The organism is Pseudoduganella sp. GW821-FHT12E03 (assembly GCF_058807115.1).
Window position 1 is genome coordinate 740923 of the sequence record NZ_JBXAQJ010000003.1, and the last position, 15516, is coordinate 756438.

General features: G+C 61.8%; 15 protein-coding genes. 10 read left to right on the forward strand and 5 right to left on the reverse strand.

The window, feature by feature from the left end:
* Positions 1-52: 52 nt before the first annotated feature.
* The gene (locus tag AC1RRC_RS10980) at positions 53-547 is read right to left on the reverse strand and encodes a hypothetical protein (protein WP_493055487.1); all 495 of its coding nucleotides are present in this window, start codon (positions 545-547) and stop codon (positions 53-55) included.
* Positions 548-669: 122 nt separating this feature from the next.
* Here AC1RRC_RS10980 and AC1RRC_RS10985 point away from each other — a divergent pair, with 122 nt between their 5' ends.
* Complete coding sequence (locus AC1RRC_RS10985; RefSeq protein WP_493055488.1) at positions 670-1764, forward strand: RNA-guided endonuclease InsQ/TnpB family protein; 1095 nt, start codon at positions 670-672, stop codon at positions 1762-1764.
* Here AC1RRC_RS10985 and AC1RRC_RS10990 read toward each other — a convergent pair.
* On the reverse strand, positions 1761-2825 hold the full coding sequence (locus tag AC1RRC_RS10990) for a porin (protein ID WP_493055489.1): 1065 nt from the start codon (positions 2823-2825) through the stop codon (positions 1761-1763). The two genes, AC1RRC_RS10985 and AC1RRC_RS10990, sit on opposite strands and share 4 nt — an antisense overlap.
* An 849-nt stretch (positions 2826-3674) precedes the next feature.
* Between AC1RRC_RS10990 and AC1RRC_RS10995 the strand changes: the two genes are divergently transcribed.
* The 7 genes from AC1RRC_RS10995 to ggt all read left to right on the forward strand — a co-directional run bounded on the left by AC1RRC_RS10995 (position 3675) and on the right by ggt (position 11086).
* Complete coding sequence (locus AC1RRC_RS10995; protein WP_493055490.1) at positions 3675-4607, forward strand: MerR family transcriptional regulator; 933 nt, start codon at positions 3675-3677, stop codon at positions 4605-4607.
* 114 nt (positions 4608-4721) lie between these two features.
* The gene (ftsY, locus tag AC1RRC_RS11000) at positions 4722-5846 is read left to right on the forward strand and encodes a signal recognition particle-docking protein FtsY (RefSeq protein WP_493055491.1); all 1125 of its coding nucleotides are present in this window, start codon (positions 4722-4724) and stop codon (positions 5844-5846) included.
* A gap of 16 nt (positions 5847-5862) precedes the next feature.
* Positions 5863-6510, forward strand: coding sequence for a cell division ATP-binding protein FtsE (locus AC1RRC_RS11005; RefSeq protein ID WP_493055492.1), 648 nt, complete (start codon positions 5863-5865; stop codon positions 6508-6510).
* On the forward strand, positions 6507-7421 hold the full coding sequence (gene ftsX, locus AC1RRC_RS11010) for a permease-like cell division protein FtsX (RefSeq protein WP_493055493.1): 915 nt from the start codon (positions 6507-6509) through the stop codon (positions 7419-7421). Before AC1RRC_RS11005 ends, ftsX begins: the two co-directional genes overlap by 4 nt.
* Before the next feature lie 344 nt (positions 7422-7765).
* Complete coding sequence (rpoH, locus tag AC1RRC_RS11015) at positions 7766-8665, forward strand: RNA polymerase sigma factor RpoH (RefSeq protein ID WP_493055494.1); 900 nt, start codon at positions 7766-7768, stop codon at positions 8663-8665.
* Positions 8666-8842: 177 nt separating this feature from the next.
* On the forward strand, positions 8843-9274 hold the full coding sequence (locus AC1RRC_RS11020) for a hypothetical protein (RefSeq protein ID WP_493055495.1): 432 nt from the start codon (positions 8843-8845) through the stop codon (positions 9272-9274).
* Between the two features lie 57 nt (positions 9275-9331).
* Positions 9332-11086, forward strand: coding sequence for a gamma-glutamyltransferase (ggt, locus tag AC1RRC_RS11025; protein ID WP_493055496.1), 1755 nt, complete (start codon positions 9332-9334; stop codon positions 11084-11086).
* Here ggt and AC1RRC_RS11030 read toward each other — a convergent pair.
* A complete protein-coding gene (locus tag AC1RRC_RS11030) occupies positions 11083-11436 on the reverse strand; it encodes an antibiotic biosynthesis monooxygenase family protein (protein WP_493055497.1) in 354 nt (117 codons plus the stop codon). The genes ggt and AC1RRC_RS11030 overlap by 4 nt on opposite strands.
* Positions 11433-12617, reverse strand: a complete 1185-nt coding sequence (locus AC1RRC_RS11035) for a cytochrome P450 (protein ID WP_493055498.1) — start codon at positions 12615-12617, stop codon at positions 11433-11435. The genes AC1RRC_RS11030 and AC1RRC_RS11035 overlap by 4 nt, the downstream gene beginning before the upstream one ends.
* Positions 12618-12693: 76 nt before the next feature.
* Here AC1RRC_RS11035 and AC1RRC_RS11040 point away from each other — a divergent pair, with 76 nt between their 5' ends.
* The gene (locus tag AC1RRC_RS11040; protein WP_493055499.1) at positions 12694-13416 is read left to right on the forward strand and encodes an ArsR/SmtB family transcription factor; all 723 of its coding nucleotides are present in this window, start codon (positions 12694-12696) and stop codon (positions 13414-13416) included.
* Positions 13417-13466: 50 nt separating this feature from the next.
* Complete coding sequence (gene lepB / locus AC1RRC_RS11045; RefSeq protein WP_493055500.1) at positions 13467-14141, forward strand: signal peptidase I; 675 nt, start codon at positions 13467-13469, stop codon at positions 14139-14141.
* A 31-nt stretch (positions 14142-14172) separates the two neighbouring features.
* On the opposite strand, the gene AC1RRC_RS11050 is transcribed toward lepB, so the two are convergent.
* Complete coding sequence (locus tag AC1RRC_RS11050; protein WP_493055501.1) at positions 14173-15141, reverse strand: integron integrase; 969 nt, start codon at positions 15139-15141, stop codon at positions 14173-14175.
* Positions 15142-15516: the final 375 nt, after the last annotated feature.

The following is a 15516-nucleotide window of genomic DNA, read 5'->3' on the forward strand; positions in this document are numbered from 1 at the left end:
ATGGTGGTCCGGCAACTGCGTAGGGCGGGTTTGTAAAACCCGCCCTACGGAATTACGCCGACTCGGAATCAGGCGCAGCGGGCCCGGCAGGCGCCGCCTTGCGTGCCGGACACGGTTTGCACGGCGGCGGATTGCGCCCGAAATCCTGCACCCGGTCCAGGCGGACCGGCGCCTCGGGCTGGCCGCAATAGCCGCCATCGAGTACCAACGCGGCGCCCTTCTCGGCAAACGTGCCGCTCAGCGTCTTCTCTTCCCCTTCCACCTGAAGGGTAAAAATCATCTTGTCGCCATGTGGCCCGATTTGCACATCGTCCGCCACGATCGGCCAGCTCAGGCCGCCAGCCGTGTATTCATAGATCACCGTATCGACTTCGGCAAAGCGCTGCACGGTCACGCGCCGGCCGCCAAATTCGCCACTGTCCTTGTGGATGCACAGGTCGGAATACACCGCCATGCCATAACGGGGCAGGCCGGATTTCTTTGGTGCGGCAATGGCAACGCACGACGCCATCAGGAAGATGGCGGCAACACGATGAATAGTTTTCATCAGATTTTGCTCCGAGAAACCCTGCCCTCCAGAGCGGGGAGTGAAAGGAGCCGGCGGCACAGCCGCCGAACAGTCTTTCGATTAAATGGGGAACCAATTCCGCCCCGCTTAGTCAAAGGGGGATGAACCTGGTCTATCGATATCGCGTGAAATCCCTGACAGGCCTGCTGAATCAGCAGGCACGGAAGGTAAATGACGTCTGGAATTTCTGCAATGACAGGCAGAAGGATGCGTTGCGCTTCAATCGCAGCTGGCACACGGGATTTGACTTGATCAAGCTGACGACCGGTTGCAGCAAGGAGCTTGGGCTGCATTCCAGCACGATCAACGACGTCTGTCAGCAATACGCAAAGTCGCGTAAGCAATTTAACAAGCCCTACCTGCGTTACCGTGGCCGCAAAGCGCTGGGCTGGGTGCCCTTGAAGGGACGCGAACTCAAGCGGGAGGGTAATGCGTTTCGCTTTGCGGGCAATACATTCCGCGTGTTTTACTCGCGGCCTCTGCCGGAAGGGAGAATTGTCGATGGCACTAATTTTTCCCGTGACCGTCGCGGCAATTGGTTCCTGAACATTGTGCTTGAGTTGGCGGCGCCTCCGGTCAGGGGGCCCGTACAGAGGGTTGGCATTGACCTGCGGTTGCATGATCTGGCCAAACTGACGACGGGCGAACGGATACCAACGCCCAACTTTTACCGCGAGGCTGAGTCGGTGCTGGCCATGGCCCAGCGGGCGCACAAGAAGCGGCGCGTCCAAGCCATCCATACCAAGACGGCCAACCGCCGGCATGACTTTCTGCACAAACTGTCCACCCGTCTGGTGCGCGAGTTCGACCATATCGTGGTCGGCAACGTAAACGCGGCGGGTCTCGCCAAAACCAGCATGGCGAAGTCGGTACTGGACGCAGGCTGGTCGACACTCCGTATTCAACTGGCGTACAAGGCTCGGTTGTTCATTATGCATGGCACGATGTTTGAGGTCGTGGACGAACGATTCACCACCCAGATCTGCTCGAACTGTGGCGCCAAGCCCGATTCGCGGCCGAGAGGTATCGCAGACCTTGGAATAAGGGAATGGCGGTGTAGCGATTGCGGTGCGGTACATGATCGTGATATTGAGATGCCCGGCCTGAAGGCCCGGCGCCTGCGGCAAATAAAAAACGGCGGCTTGCCAAGGCAAGCCGCCGTTTCAGTTTCTAAATCCCTACAGCGTAGAAATTAGAAGGTGTGCTTGATGCCCAGGTTGAAGGCTTTGTCGCCCGAACCCACTTCAGCATTGTTGCCAACGGTGTAGCTTGCGCCACGCTTGTTTTTGATCTTGGCGTACGCAACGTAGGTGTTGGTGCGCTTCGACAGGGCGTAGGAGTAACCCAGTGCCCACTGGTCAGCGTCGCGGTTTGCCGCTTCGTTGTCATCCTTGCGGATGTACGAAGCGATCACGGTGCCGTTGCCGCCAACTGGCGCGGTCAGGCCGATCAGCGTGGTGTCGCTGTCTTTCGAAGCAGCAACAGCAGCAGCGGTGTACGCGGTAGCGTTAGGGATGGCGGACGACAGCGCGCCTTTGTCATCCTGGTAAGCCAGGAAGCCTTTTACTTTACCGAAATCGTAGTTGGCAGCGAACAGGGTGTTGTGACCGATGCCGACTGGCGCGACGCCAACGGTGTTGTTGTTGCGGTTGTTGTAAGCAACGCGTGCTTTCAACGGGCCGTTTTCGTACGACAGGCCAGCGCCCAGCTGACGGCCGGCGTTGGCGTTGGACTGTTCGCCCGCGCCGTATTGGAATTCCACTGCGAAACCGCTCAGGTTAGGCGATTTGTAGTTCACAGCGTTGCTGTAACGTACGTTGCCGCCCGATGCTGCGAACAGGTTTTTCGCGGAACCAGCCAGGCCGGCGCCGAATGGATCAGCCACTTGCGACAGGGCGCTGTACAGCGGGGTGTACTGACGGCCCAGGGTCAGGCTGCCGGCGTCTTTCGACACCAGGCCAACGAACGACTGGCGCTGGAACAGGCCAGCTGCGTCGCCTACGCCGGTGTCGGCTGCGAAGCCGCTTTCCAGCGTGAATACTGCGGACAGGCCACCGCCCAGGTCTTCCGTACCACGGAAGCCGATGCGCGAAGCACTACCAACACCACTGGACACCTTCGTTACGTTACCTGCCTTGCCACCGCGCTCGCTCACCAGGCCGGCATCAACGATACCGTAGATGGTGACGCTGGATTGAGCGTGGGCTACGCTGCTCATTGCACCCAGAACTACCAGGGAGATCAGAGTTTTTTTCATTACGAGTTTCCTTCAGTTTGTGTTGCAAAAATGTTTAAAGCCGACAACTACTGCAGGCCTGAATTCTGTCCTTGTCAGCGCACTATCGTGATGCGCTACTTATGCGTGTCAGCATTCCCCGAATGCCGCGTGTTGTTGCGGGTATGCAACACAACACTCCACTTTTATTTGGCCGTTACCGCCGACTTTCCGAAGCGTCAACGCTTCGGAGGCGGCACTATACTGGCCGTTTGCCATTCAATCAAGTGTCAGCCCGGCACCCGTGCGCCCCTAGGAAACACGGGTTCTGCTGGTTGTGCGCAGCAGCGGGAAAGTGTGGCTAAACTTGCAAATTGAGGCAAAACGCATCATTTATACATTAATTTTGCTAATTTTGCTTGTATTCATTTGTTATAAGTATTTTCCGCAATAGCAAAACCCTGCCGCAATTTGGTGCGCGCGCACCATCAGGGAGCACGTATATAAATACGCTCCTTGACCCCCTAACAAACTATCCTATCGTTAACGTAAGTTCCGCCGCTCCGTCCGCTGTCCGGCCCGGGTGAACACCACTACTGCCGGAAACAACATTGCCGAGATTTTTTTCACGAATTTTCCAAGTTTTTTGTCCAGCACAAAACTAGCGCATTGCAGCGAATCCCGCCCATAGTTCCACATGGCCGCCGTGTGTCGTGGACAAGCGGTTTAACTAACGGTTTTCAGAGGGAAAACCGCACTTTTACACCCCCACTTTCTCTGGCGAAACGCGAGTAGAATGCACTCGCACAACGGGGATGGCCCCGACAAGTACAAGTACACGGCTCCCCCAATCCCGTAGCCGTTTTAAGGAACATGAAGACTGAGGCCCCATTGACTGTCCCCAGTACGATCAGCGATGTCGAACGCGACACCGGCGTCGCCAAGGAAACCCTGCGCGTCTGGGAGCGCCGCTACGATTTCCCGCAACCGTTGCGGGATCCGTTCGGTGAACGCGTTTACCCCACCGACCAGGTGGTCAAGCTGCGCCTGGTGAAAAGGCTGATCGACCTGGGCTTCCGCCCCGGCAAAGTGATCGGCTACAGCCCGGAAGAATTGCAGGCGCTGGCGGAGAAAGCCGCCGACAACAGCAAGTCGCGTCCCCGCACGCCACAGCACCCTGAATTACAGGTCTACCTGGACTTGTGCAAATCCCATCAAATGGATGCATTGCGCCGCAAGCTGTCGCAGGCGCTGCTGGTGATGGGCTTGAAAAGTTTCGTGATCGACCTGGTCACGCCGCTGACCCTGATGGTCGGCGATGCATGGGCCTCCGGCCGTTTCGCGGTATTTGAAGAACACTTGTTTGCCGAATCGCTGCAAATGGTGATGCGCAGCGCGATTTTTTCCGTGCCGCAGGCCAATGCCAGCCACAATGGCGCGCCGCGCCCGCGCATCTTGCTGACCACCTTGCCGCAAGAGCGCCATGGCCTGGGCTTGCTGATGGCCGAAGCGCTGTTTACCGCCGAAGGAGCGCATGCGATCTCGCTGGGCACGCAAACCCCGGTGCCGGACATCGCCGATGCCGCCCATGCGCTGGGCGTCGATATTGTCGCGCTGTCGCTGTCGGCCTCGATGAATCCGCGCCAGGCGCTCGACGGCTTGAAGGAATTGCGCGCGCGCCTGCCGGCCACGGTGGAAATCTGGGCCGGCGGCCATTGCGCCGTGCTGCGCAAGCGCCCGCCGCCCTTCTTGCGCGTATATGACTTGCCGGAAATTGCCTCCGGCATCAATGACTGGCGCCTGCGGGTCCGCAACCAGGCCTGATGTCACCGCCGGGCCGCCCCGGGCCCGGCAAGCGCTCTGGTAGCGCTCTGGTAGAATACCGGCTGATTTTCCGGCGCCCTGCCGGATCCGCTTGAAGTCCCCTACCGCACACCCATGTTCAGCTTCTTCAAGAAAAAGACCGCGCAACCTGATCCCGCAGTCACCGCAGCGCCACTGGCGCCGGCTGCCGTTCCCGACTCCCCGCCGCCAGCGCCGGCAGCCACTGCCGCACCGGTGGCGATGCCAACCCCGGCCCCTGCCGCGGCATACGCTCCCGTCCCGCCGGTACTGGAAACGCCGCCGCCGATCGATACCAGCGCCCTGGCCATCCCGGAACAGGACAAGCCGTCCTGGATGACCCGCCTGAAAGCGGGTTTATCGAAAACTTCCGCCAACCTGTCGCTGCTGTTCGTCGGCGCCAAGATCGACGACGACTTGTACGACGAACTGGAAGCGGCACTGCTGATGGCCGATGCCGGCATCGACGCCACGGAATACCTGCTGACCGCGCTCAAGCGCAAGGTCAAGGAAGACAAGTTGCTCGATGCGGCCGCCGTCAAGCAGGCGCTGAAAGCGCTGATGGTGGACCTGCTACTGCCACTGCAAAAACCATTCGAACTGGGCCGCCACCAGCCGCTGGTCATGATGATTTCCGGCGTCAACGGCGCCGGCAAGACCACCACCATCGGCAAACTGGCCAAGCATATGCAAGTCCATGGCCAGTCGGTGCTGCTGGCGGCCGGCGACACGTTCCGCGCCGCCGCCCGCGAACAATTAATGATCTGGGGCCAGCGCAACAACGTGACCGTGGTGTCGCAGGAATCGGGCGACCCGGCCGCCGTCTCGTACGACGCCGTGCAATCGGCCAAGGCGCGCGGCATGGATGTGGTCATGATCGACACCGCCGGCCGCCTGCCGACGCAGCTGCACCTGATGGAAGAGCTCAAGAAAATCAAGCGCGTGATCGGCAAAGGCCTGGAAGGCGCGCCGCATGAAACCCTGCTGGTGATCGATGGCAACACGGGCCAAAACGCGCTGGCGCAAGTCAAGGCCTTCGACGATGCGCTGCAACTGTCCGGCCTGATCATCACCAAGCTCGACGGCACGGCCAAGGGCGGCGTAATTGCCGCCATTGCCCGCGTGCGCCCGGTGCCGGTGTATTTCATCGGCATTGGCGAACGCATCGAAGACTTGCAGCCGTTCAATGCGGCCGACTTCGTGGATGCCCTGCTGGGTTAATGCGGGGGCCACTAAGATGATTGAATTCCAGCATGTGACCAAGCAGTATGGGCCGGATGCGACCGCGCTGCGCGACGTGTCGCTGACCATCAATAAAGGTGAACTGGTGTTCCTGGCCGGCCCGTCCGGCGCCGGCAAATCCACGCTGCTGAAAATGATTGCCGCCATGGAACGCCCCAGTTCCGGCCAGGTGACGGTCAATGGCCAGGATATCGGCCGCCTGAAAGCCGCCGGCGTGCCGTTCCTGCGCCGCAACCTCGGTCTGATCTTCCAGGAACAGCGCTTGCTGAACGACCGCTCGATCCTGGCCAACGTCATGATGCCGCTGATGGTCACGGGCGCCCCGCGCGCCCAGGCCGAGCAGCGCGCCCGCGCCGCGCTGGACAAGGTGGGGCTGGCCGACCGCGCCAACTCGCAGCCGCTGGCGCTGTCCGGCGGGGAACAGCAGCGCGTGTCGATCGCCCGCGCCATCGTCAACCGCCCGCAAATCATCCTGGCCGACGAACCCACCGCCAACCTGGACCGCGCCAGCGCGGAACGGGTGTTCGATGCATTGCGCGCCTTCCACTCGGTGGGCGTGACGTGCGTGATTTCCACCCACGATGAAGTGGTGCTCGATGGCGCCGCGCGCGTCATCCACTTGCGCCAGGGAGCCCTGGAATGACCAACTGGTTCCGCCAACATGGCTTTGCGCTGGCCGCCGCGCTGGTGCACGTACGCCGCGCGCCCGGCAGTTTCCTGTTCAACATCCTGGTGGTGGCGATCGCGCTGGCCCTGCCCTTCATGGGCATGACCTTGCTGGACAATGTGCGTCCGCTGTCGGAACAAATGTCGGTCGACCCGGAAATCAGCCTGTTCGTCAAACAGGACGTGCCGCGCGAGCAGGCCGCCAGCCTGGCCACGCCGCTGCGCGAACTGGCGCGCGAAGCGAAAATCATTTTCGTGCCGCGCGAAAAGGCGCTCGACAACCTGAAAGACAAGAGCGGCCTGTCCGACGTGCTGGCGACGTTGGGCGACAACCCGCTGCCGGACAGTTATATCGTCAAGCTCGACGCCTTCCGCACCGCCGCCACCGGCCTCGACGTGGATGTGCTGGCGGAACAATTGCGCCTGCTGCCCGGTGTGGAATCGGTGCAAATCGATTCGGCCTGGGTCAAACGCCTGGCGGCGTTGATCAACATCCTCAAGCTGGCGCTGCTGCTGCTGGCCGCCACCCTGGGCACGGTGGTGGTGGCGGTGGTGTTCAACACCATCCGCCTGCAGGTGCTGACGCAACGCGAAGAAATCCTGGTATCGAAGCTGATCGGCGCCACCGACACCTTCATCCACCGTCCGTTCTATTACACCGGTGCGCTGCTGGGCCTGTGCGCGGGCGGCCTGGCGCTGGGCGGCGTGGCGCTGGCGCTGGGTCCGCTGAATAACGCCATTGCCGAGTTTGCGCGGCTGTATGCGTCGGAATTCCGGCTGGCGCCGCTGTCGGCCTGGCCGGCGGCCGGCTTGCTGGCCTTGTCGGCCGGCCTGGGACTGATCGGCGCCCTGCTGTCGGTCCAGCGCCATTTGGCCAAACTCAATTAATCCCCGCCGCCGGCGCGCTTGGCGCCGGCGCTCCCGCTGCTTCCGTGCGTTTTCGCACAGTCCTTTCCCGCGCTGTCCCGATATGCTTAGCCTATCGATTTACACGTTGAGCAAGCACAAACGTTGTAAATTAACTACGATTTGATAAATCCCATCACGTAGACTGCTCCGATAGGCCTGTGCTATTAATTGTATTGCCACAGCCGATTGGCACTCACCAAGGGAGAGTGCTAATATATGTCCGAATTAAGTGTTTCTTGTTGCAACGCAACTGTTAAGCGAGCTTTAAGAGACACGGCGCAAGATGCTTCCAACTTAGTAACACGCATAGAGCGAGGAAAAGAATGACAACGATGACCGCAACTGCTGCTCTGGTACCTGCCAGCAACAACGCACTCGGCCTCGGGTTCAGTGGCAACCTGGGCAACCTGGACGCCTATATTTCGGCGGTGAACCGCCTGCCTATGCTGACCCAGGACGACGAAGTGCGCCTCGGCCGTAACCTGAAAGAAAACAATGACCTCGGCGCCGCCCAGGAACTGGTGCTGTCGCACCTGCGCCTGGTGGTCTCGATTGCGCGCGGCTACCTTGGCTATGGCTTGCCGCACGCCGACCTGATCCAGGAAGGCAATATCGGCCTGATGAAAGCCGTCAAACGCTTCGACCCGGACCAGGGCGTGCGCCTGGTGTCGTACGCGATGCACTGGATCAAGGCGGAAATCCACGAATACATCCTGAAGAACTGGCGCCTGGTGAAAGTGGCCACCACCAAGGCCCAGCGCAAACTGTTCTTCAACCTGCGCAGCCACAAGCAGGGCCTCGATGCGATGACGCCGGCCCAGATCGACCAGCTGGCCAAGACGCTCGACGTCAAGCGCGAAGAAGTCATCGAGATGGAAACGCGTTTGTCCGGCCGCGATATCGCGCTGGAGTCGCCAACCGACGATGAAGATGACAAATTCGCGCCGATCGCTTACCTGTCGTCCGAGCAAAGCGAACCAACCCGCGTGCTGGAAGCGGAACAGGTGACCCGTTTGCATTCGGAAGGCCTGGAAACCGCCTTGTCGAAACTGGACGCCCGTTCGCGCCGCATCGTCGAAGCCCGCTGGCTGGCCAACGATGACGGTTCCGGCGCCACCCTGCACACCCTGGCGGAAGAATTCGGCGTATCGGCCGAGCGGATTCGCCAGATCGAAGCCGCGGCGCTGAAAAAGATGAAGACCGCGCTGACACCTTATATCTAAGCGGTGGCGGAAATTTTCCGCACCGCACAACGCCCCTGGCGTAGAATTGCCTGCAAAGCAATTCTCCCAGGGGCGTTGCTTTTGTGGCGCCTGCCAAGCGTGCGCCTATTTTGATGCAATTTGGTTAATATTTTCACCCGTCAGCCCCCTTTGTTTCACGGCCCAAGGAGACGAAATATGCAGCCTCGTTTCATCAGTTCGCTATGCAGCGCGATTGTCTGTGGCGGTATTGTTGCCGCCTGCGGCATCAGCCCCGCCGAGAGTGGCGGCGGCCCTGCCCTCCCCGTCAGCCAGACGTATGTGCTGACACCCGGCCAGACCGTCAACCTGTCGCCCAACACCACCTTAAAGCTCGACAAGGTCAACGACAGCCGCTGCCGTCCCGGCGCCGTCTGCGTCTGGAAGGGCTATATCAGTTTCACCTTCGTGCTGACCCATGGCGGTCAATCCAGCCAGTTCGTGCTGGCGGAAGACATGCCCAACGGCAGCAATACTGCGGCGCAGCAGGGCTTGAAGTTCACCCTGGGGCCATTGGACCCCGCCGAACCGACGCCGCTGCATACGCCACCGCCGGCATATAAGGTAAGCTTACGGGTGGATATTTCCTAGACGGAACCTCGCAAGCTACCGGCCTTCGGGGTTCCATACGCCAACTACCGCGAGCCTATGACCCCGACCGCTACCCGCATCGTCCTCCGTCCCCTGATCCTTTCCATCGCCATTGCCTCCGTGCCGGCCGCCGCCTGGGCCAAGACCCCGGTCGCCACCGGCACTGGCGGCGCCGTTGCCACCATCAGCGAACCCGCATCACAGGCCGCGCTGGCGATCTTGAACAAAGGCGGCAACGCCATCGATGCGGCGGTCGCGGCCGCCGCGACCCTGGGCGTCACGGACCCGTTCAGTTGCGGGATCGGCGGCGGCGGCTTCATGATGATTTACCTGGCCAAGGACAAGCGCGTCATCACCATCGACCACCGCGAAACCGCGCCGGCCAATTTCAAGCCCACGATATTCCAGCAGGACGGCAAGGACATCCCGTTTGACACGGCGGTGGCCAGCGGCATGGCGGTCGGCGTGCCGGGCGCGGTGCGCGGCTGGCATGAGGCGCTGGACCGCTATGGTTCCATGTCGCTGAAACAGGTATTACAGCCAGCCATCGGCGTCGCGCAAAACGGCTTCAAGGTCAACGACAACTTCACTCACCTGGTGAAGGAAAACGAAGCGAAATTCGCGCTGTTCCCCGCCACGGCGCAACTGTACCTGCGCAACGGCAAAGCCCTCCCCAGCGGCACCTTGCTGCGCAATCCGGATCTGGCGAAGGCGTACCGCGAACTGGCGGCCGGCGGCGTCAAGGCATTTTATGAAGGCAAGATCGGCCGCGCGATTGTCGATACCGTCAATAATCCGGGCGGCAAGGTCCGCGCCGGCGCCATGACGATGGCGGACCTGGCCAACTATGAAGCGCGCCTGCGCCAACCGATCCGCTATACGTATCGCGGCTATGAACTGGCGGGCATGCCGCTGCCCTCGTCCGGCGGCGTCACGATCGGCGAAGCGCTGAATATCCTGGAAGGCTACGATTTGAAAGCCATGCCGCGCGATAAGGTCGAGCACCTGTACATGGAAGCGGCGCGCCTCGCGTTTGCCGACCGCAATGCCTACCTGGCCGACCCGGAATTCGTCGAAGCGCCGGTGCAAGGTTTGTTAAGCAAAGCCTACGCGGCGCGGCGGCGCGAGCTGATCGACCCGACCCGGGCCGGCAAAGTCGCCACGGCCGGCGATCCGTACCCGTTCCAGCAAGACCAGAGCGTGCCACTGCGCCCCGCCGTGACCGCCAAGCTGCTGGCGGAAAGCGCGCATACCACGCACCTGACGGTGTCGGACAAGGACGGCAATATCGTGGCCTACACCTACACGATTGAATCCTGGGGCGGCAGCGGCATCACCGTGCCGGGCTATGGCTTCTTGCTGAACAATGAAATGACGGACTTCGACTTTGCCGGTCCGCACCCGAACGTGCCGGAAGCCGGCAAACGCCCGCGTTCCAGCATGTCGCCCACGATCGCCTTCAAGGATGGCAAACCCGCATTCACCATCGGCAGCCCGGGCGGCGCCACCATCATCACGACGGTGCTGCAGTCGATCGTCAACCACATCGACCTCGGCATGCCGATGGACCAGGCCATCGATGCGCCGCGCCTGTCGGAGCGCAATGGCGAGGCTACGCATATCGAACCCGGATATACCGGCACGCCGGCCGCGCTGGCGCAGGACAAATATGGCCGCCGCTGGGCGGCCGACGTGGAGGAAATCGGCGCGGCCAATGCGCTGGTGTTCAATCCGGATGGCACCGTGACGGCGGTCAGCGAAGGCAAGCGCCATGGCGTGGGCAGTGCGCTGGTGCAGAAGAAGGGACATTAAGCCAAGGGCGCGTGGCGCTGCCGGCTGTCCGGCGGGGCCTGCTCCCGGTCCCGCAAACCATAATCCCGCATCACCCCGGCAATCCGCAGCCGGTAATCCTCAAACACGCCACCCCGCCCCGCTTCCTGCGCGGCGCGGTGCGCTTCCAGGTTGCGCCATTGCAGGATGGCCGCTTCATCGCGGAAAAATGACAGCGACAGCAGCTTGCCCGGGTCGCTCAAACTCTGGAACCGTTCAATGGAAATAAAGCCATCGATCTGTTCCAGCAACGGCCGCAGTTGCGCGGCCATGGCGAGGTAATCCTGCTGGCGCCCTGCGCGGGGCCACACTTCGAAAATCACGGCGATCATACGGTCTCCATAAAGACGGGAATGCGGGCATTGACGGAAGGACGGTAACGCCACGCCAGTGGCGGCAGCGGTCCGCGCGCCAGCAAGGCGCCCAGCGCGGCGCACGCGATGGTTTGCGACAGCGCCTGCCCCGGGCAAGCGTGGGCGCCATGGCCATACGCATACTGCGGCACGGCCGCGCCTAAGGAAGCCTGCGTCACCTGCGCACACTGCATCGCCTCCGTAGCCTGTGCATCCTGCGTCACCTGCGGAACCTGCGCCGCCCGGCCCGCCGCCGCCAGCAACACCAGGATGGCCTGCCCCGGCTGCACTTCCACCCCGCCGATCACGGCCGCTTCCGCCACGAAGCGGCGCGTGTTGTGGATCGGCGGATCGTCGCGCAGCACGTGTTGCATCAGCGCCGCCAGGTCGCCGTCATGCTGCGCACCTTGCGCCCCATTCGCCAGCGCGACAATGGCGTTGCCGATCAACCCCGCCGTGGCTTCATAAGTTTGCGACAGCAATCCCGCCAGGTTGGCAAGGATCGCATCGGACCGATTCCAGCCCGCGGCTTCCGCTTCGGCCAGCACCAGCGCCAGCGCCAGCAAACTGCCCGGCTGCGCCGTGCCGGCTTGCACCAGCGCGCGCAAGCCATCGAGCAGCGCCTGCGCCGCGCCGTGCGCGCGCGCCAGCTGCTCCGGACTGCTGAGCGGCGACAGGCAGGCGACAAACTCCCCCATCCAGGCCGCCACCGGCGTGGTATCGGTAAAACCCAGCAAGTGCGCCACCGTGTGCACCGGCACGGCCGCCTGCCATGCGGACAATCCGGCCGCGGTGTGCACGGAATGGCGCTGCGCCAGCGCGACCGCGGTTTCCCACGCGGTGCGCCGCACCCATACCGGGTCCAATGCCGCCAACGCACGCTGCAGCGCCAGTCTGGGCGCCGCATGGCGCGCGCCATCGTTCATGCGCACCAGCTCACCGAAGACGTGACCGGCCGCGCCGCCCGCAATCGCGGCGGGCACCGGTTCCGCCACCGGCCGCACCCGGCATGCCGGGTGCGTCATGACTTCCCGCACCGTGGCCGGATCGGCCGCCAGCCACAGCTTCAAATGGCCATCGTATTGCAGCCCGGGACGCGCCGCCAGTTGCGCGTAATACGGGTACGGTTGCTCGTGCGTGACTGCCGCGATGGCGTCCATGGACTTCTCCTTTGCGTGTGTGATGCGTTGCAGTATGCTGCAGGTGAAGCCACGACAATTCGATGGAGAACGAAACATGGATGCAAGCGGATCCGATGGTGCGGGTGACGCGGACGGCGCCGACAACAGGCTGGCCCGCATTGCCGGCGCGATTGCCGAACCTGCCCGGGCGCGCATGCTGTGCAGCCTGCTCGACGGCCACGCCCGTACGGCGACCGAGTTGTCGGTGGTGGCCGATGTCAGCCCGTCCACCGCCAGTGCGCACCTGGCGCGCCTGAAAGACGAACACCTGGTGCACCAGCTGGCACAGGGCCGGCACCGCTATTACCAACTGGCCGACGCCCAGGTGGCGGCCGCGCTGGAAGCGTTATTAGTGGTGGCCGGTGTGCCGCGCCCCCGCTTCAAACCCAACACGCCGGACCGGCTGCGCCGCGCCCGCATCTGCTATGACCACATGGCCGGCCAGGTCGCCGTGCAATTGCACGACCGGCTGGCGCAGCAAGGGTGGCTGCGCGACGAAGCCGACGGTTACACGCTGACCGCCAGCGGCGAACAGGGCTGCGCCGCGCTCGGCATCGACGTGGCGGCGCTGCGCCGCTCGCGCCGCCGCTTTGCCTGCGCGTGCCTGGACTGGAGTGAACGCAAGCCGCATATCGGCGGCGCACTGGGCGCCGCGCTGCTGCAACTGGCCCTGAAAAAGGGCTGGGCGGAACAAGACCTGGACAGCCGCGCGCTGGCCATCGCACCGCAGGGGGAACGGCGCATGCTGTCGGCGCTGGCCAGCCTAAGCAGTGTTTAAGATTCGCCGACGATGATGTTTGCACCACACATCATTCTTGAGGTAAATCAATGAAAACCTGGGTACGCGACAATAAAGGATTTATCGCTTTCATGTTGATGTTCGGCCTGTTCCGTACCGCAGTGGCCGACTGGAATCCGATTCCCTCCGCGTCCATGCATCCCAATTTGCTGGAAGGCGACGTGGTGTTCGTTAACCGCCTGGCGTTTGACTTGAAAGTCCCGCTGACGGACGTGGTGGTCACGCACCTGGGCGAACCACAACGCGGCGATATCGTGACGTTTTCGTCGCCGTCGGACGGCACCCGCCTGATCAAGCGCATTGTCGCCTTGCCGGGCGACACGGTGTCGATGGAAAACGACCGCCTCACCATCAATGGCGTACCCGCGTCGTACACTTTGCCGGCCGATACGGTCGAGGCGATTGCCAATGTCGGCAAGTTGCAAGCGGTGCACGTGACGGAAAAAGCCGGCGCGGCGGAACACCGGATCCAGCTGCTGCCGGAAATCCTGTCGGGCAAGCGCAGCTTCGCGCCCATCACCATTCCCGCCGGCCAGTTCATGATGCTGGGCGATAACCGCAACAACAGCAACGATTCGCGCTATATCGGCCTGGTGCCGCGCGAATTGCTGATCGGCCGCGCGGAACGGGTGCTGGTCTCGGCCGACATCGAAGGCAACTGGAAACCCCGCACCGACCGCTTCCTGATGGCGCTGGGCCACTAAGAACGTGTGCCCGATGTCGCTGAAAGCCGGATCATGGCGGGTCCAACGGACTGATGACGCCGCGTCCCCCACGGTTGAGGACATGCGTGTAGATCATCGTCGTGCGGATGTCCTTGTGTCCCAGCAGCTCCTGCACGGTGCGGATGTCATAGCCGCCTAATAGCAGGTGCGTTGCAAAACTGTGGCGCAGCGTATGTGGCGTTGCCTTTTTTTGAATGCCTGCCGTACGGGACGCCTGGCGTACCGCGCGCTGGATGCTCTGTTCCTCGATGTGGTGACGCCGGACGGCGCCGGAACGGGGATCGCGCGACAGCCGGTCTGCTGGAAATACGTACTGCCATTTCCATTCCTTCGCCGCCGCTGGATACTTGCGGTCCAGGGCGAACGGCAAATGGACATCTCCGCCGCCTTGTTCGCAGTCGCGCTCGTGCTGAAGGCGCACCAGCTGCAAATGAGCTGTGATTGGATCGACCAGGGATTTGGGCAGCATGGTGACGCGGTCCTTGGCGCCTTTACCGTTCCGTATGACCAATTGGTGCATGTTGAAATCCAGGTCCATGACCCGTAGCCGGCATGCTTCCAAGATCCGCAAGCCGCTACCGTAGAGCAAGGAGGCAATCAGCCAGTGCACGCCGTCGAGGTGGTTGAGCAAGGTTCGGGTCTCATCCATTGTCAACACGGTGGGCATGCGTTGTGGCTGTTTGGCTGCGACCACATCTTTCAGCCACGCCAGGTCCTGTTTCAGCACTTTTTGATAGAGAAAGAGCAAGGCGGCCTTGGCCTGCGATTGCGTCGATGCTGCGACGTTGCGCTTTACCGCGAGATAAGTGAGAAAGGCTTCGATCTCGTCCTTTCCCATCTCCGCAGGGTGGCGTTTCTGGTGAAATAAGATGAAGCGGCGAATCCAGTCGACGTACGCTTCCTCGGTTCGGATGCTGTAGTGCAGCGTGCGGATGCGTTCACGCACTTGGTCAAGCAACTTCGGCTGGTCCGGTGGCATGACGTTTCCTTCCCGGTATTAGGTCGTTTTATGCTCGCCGGGGCTGGGAGTAGCCTCTTGGATGTTGCTCAAGGTGTGATTAGGTGGCGTGGTAAAATTTTTGAAAACGTCAATTTGACGGCTACTTTACGTTGGGCTTTCTTACGGTAGCTAATGAATTTAGAATTTTTTACTTATGCGATCTAGACGATCTGCGATTTTTTCTTACCTGTGCGCCATGCTCGCCACTTTGGCGATGTCGGGCGTTTGGAACTATCTCTCCTATGGCTACATGATTGGCCAACTGTACTACCCCGATGTTTGGTTGATGTCAGACCTCGTCATGCTGACCTTGTTCTTAGGATTCTTACCCGCGCAGGCCGCTGGAATTGGTTT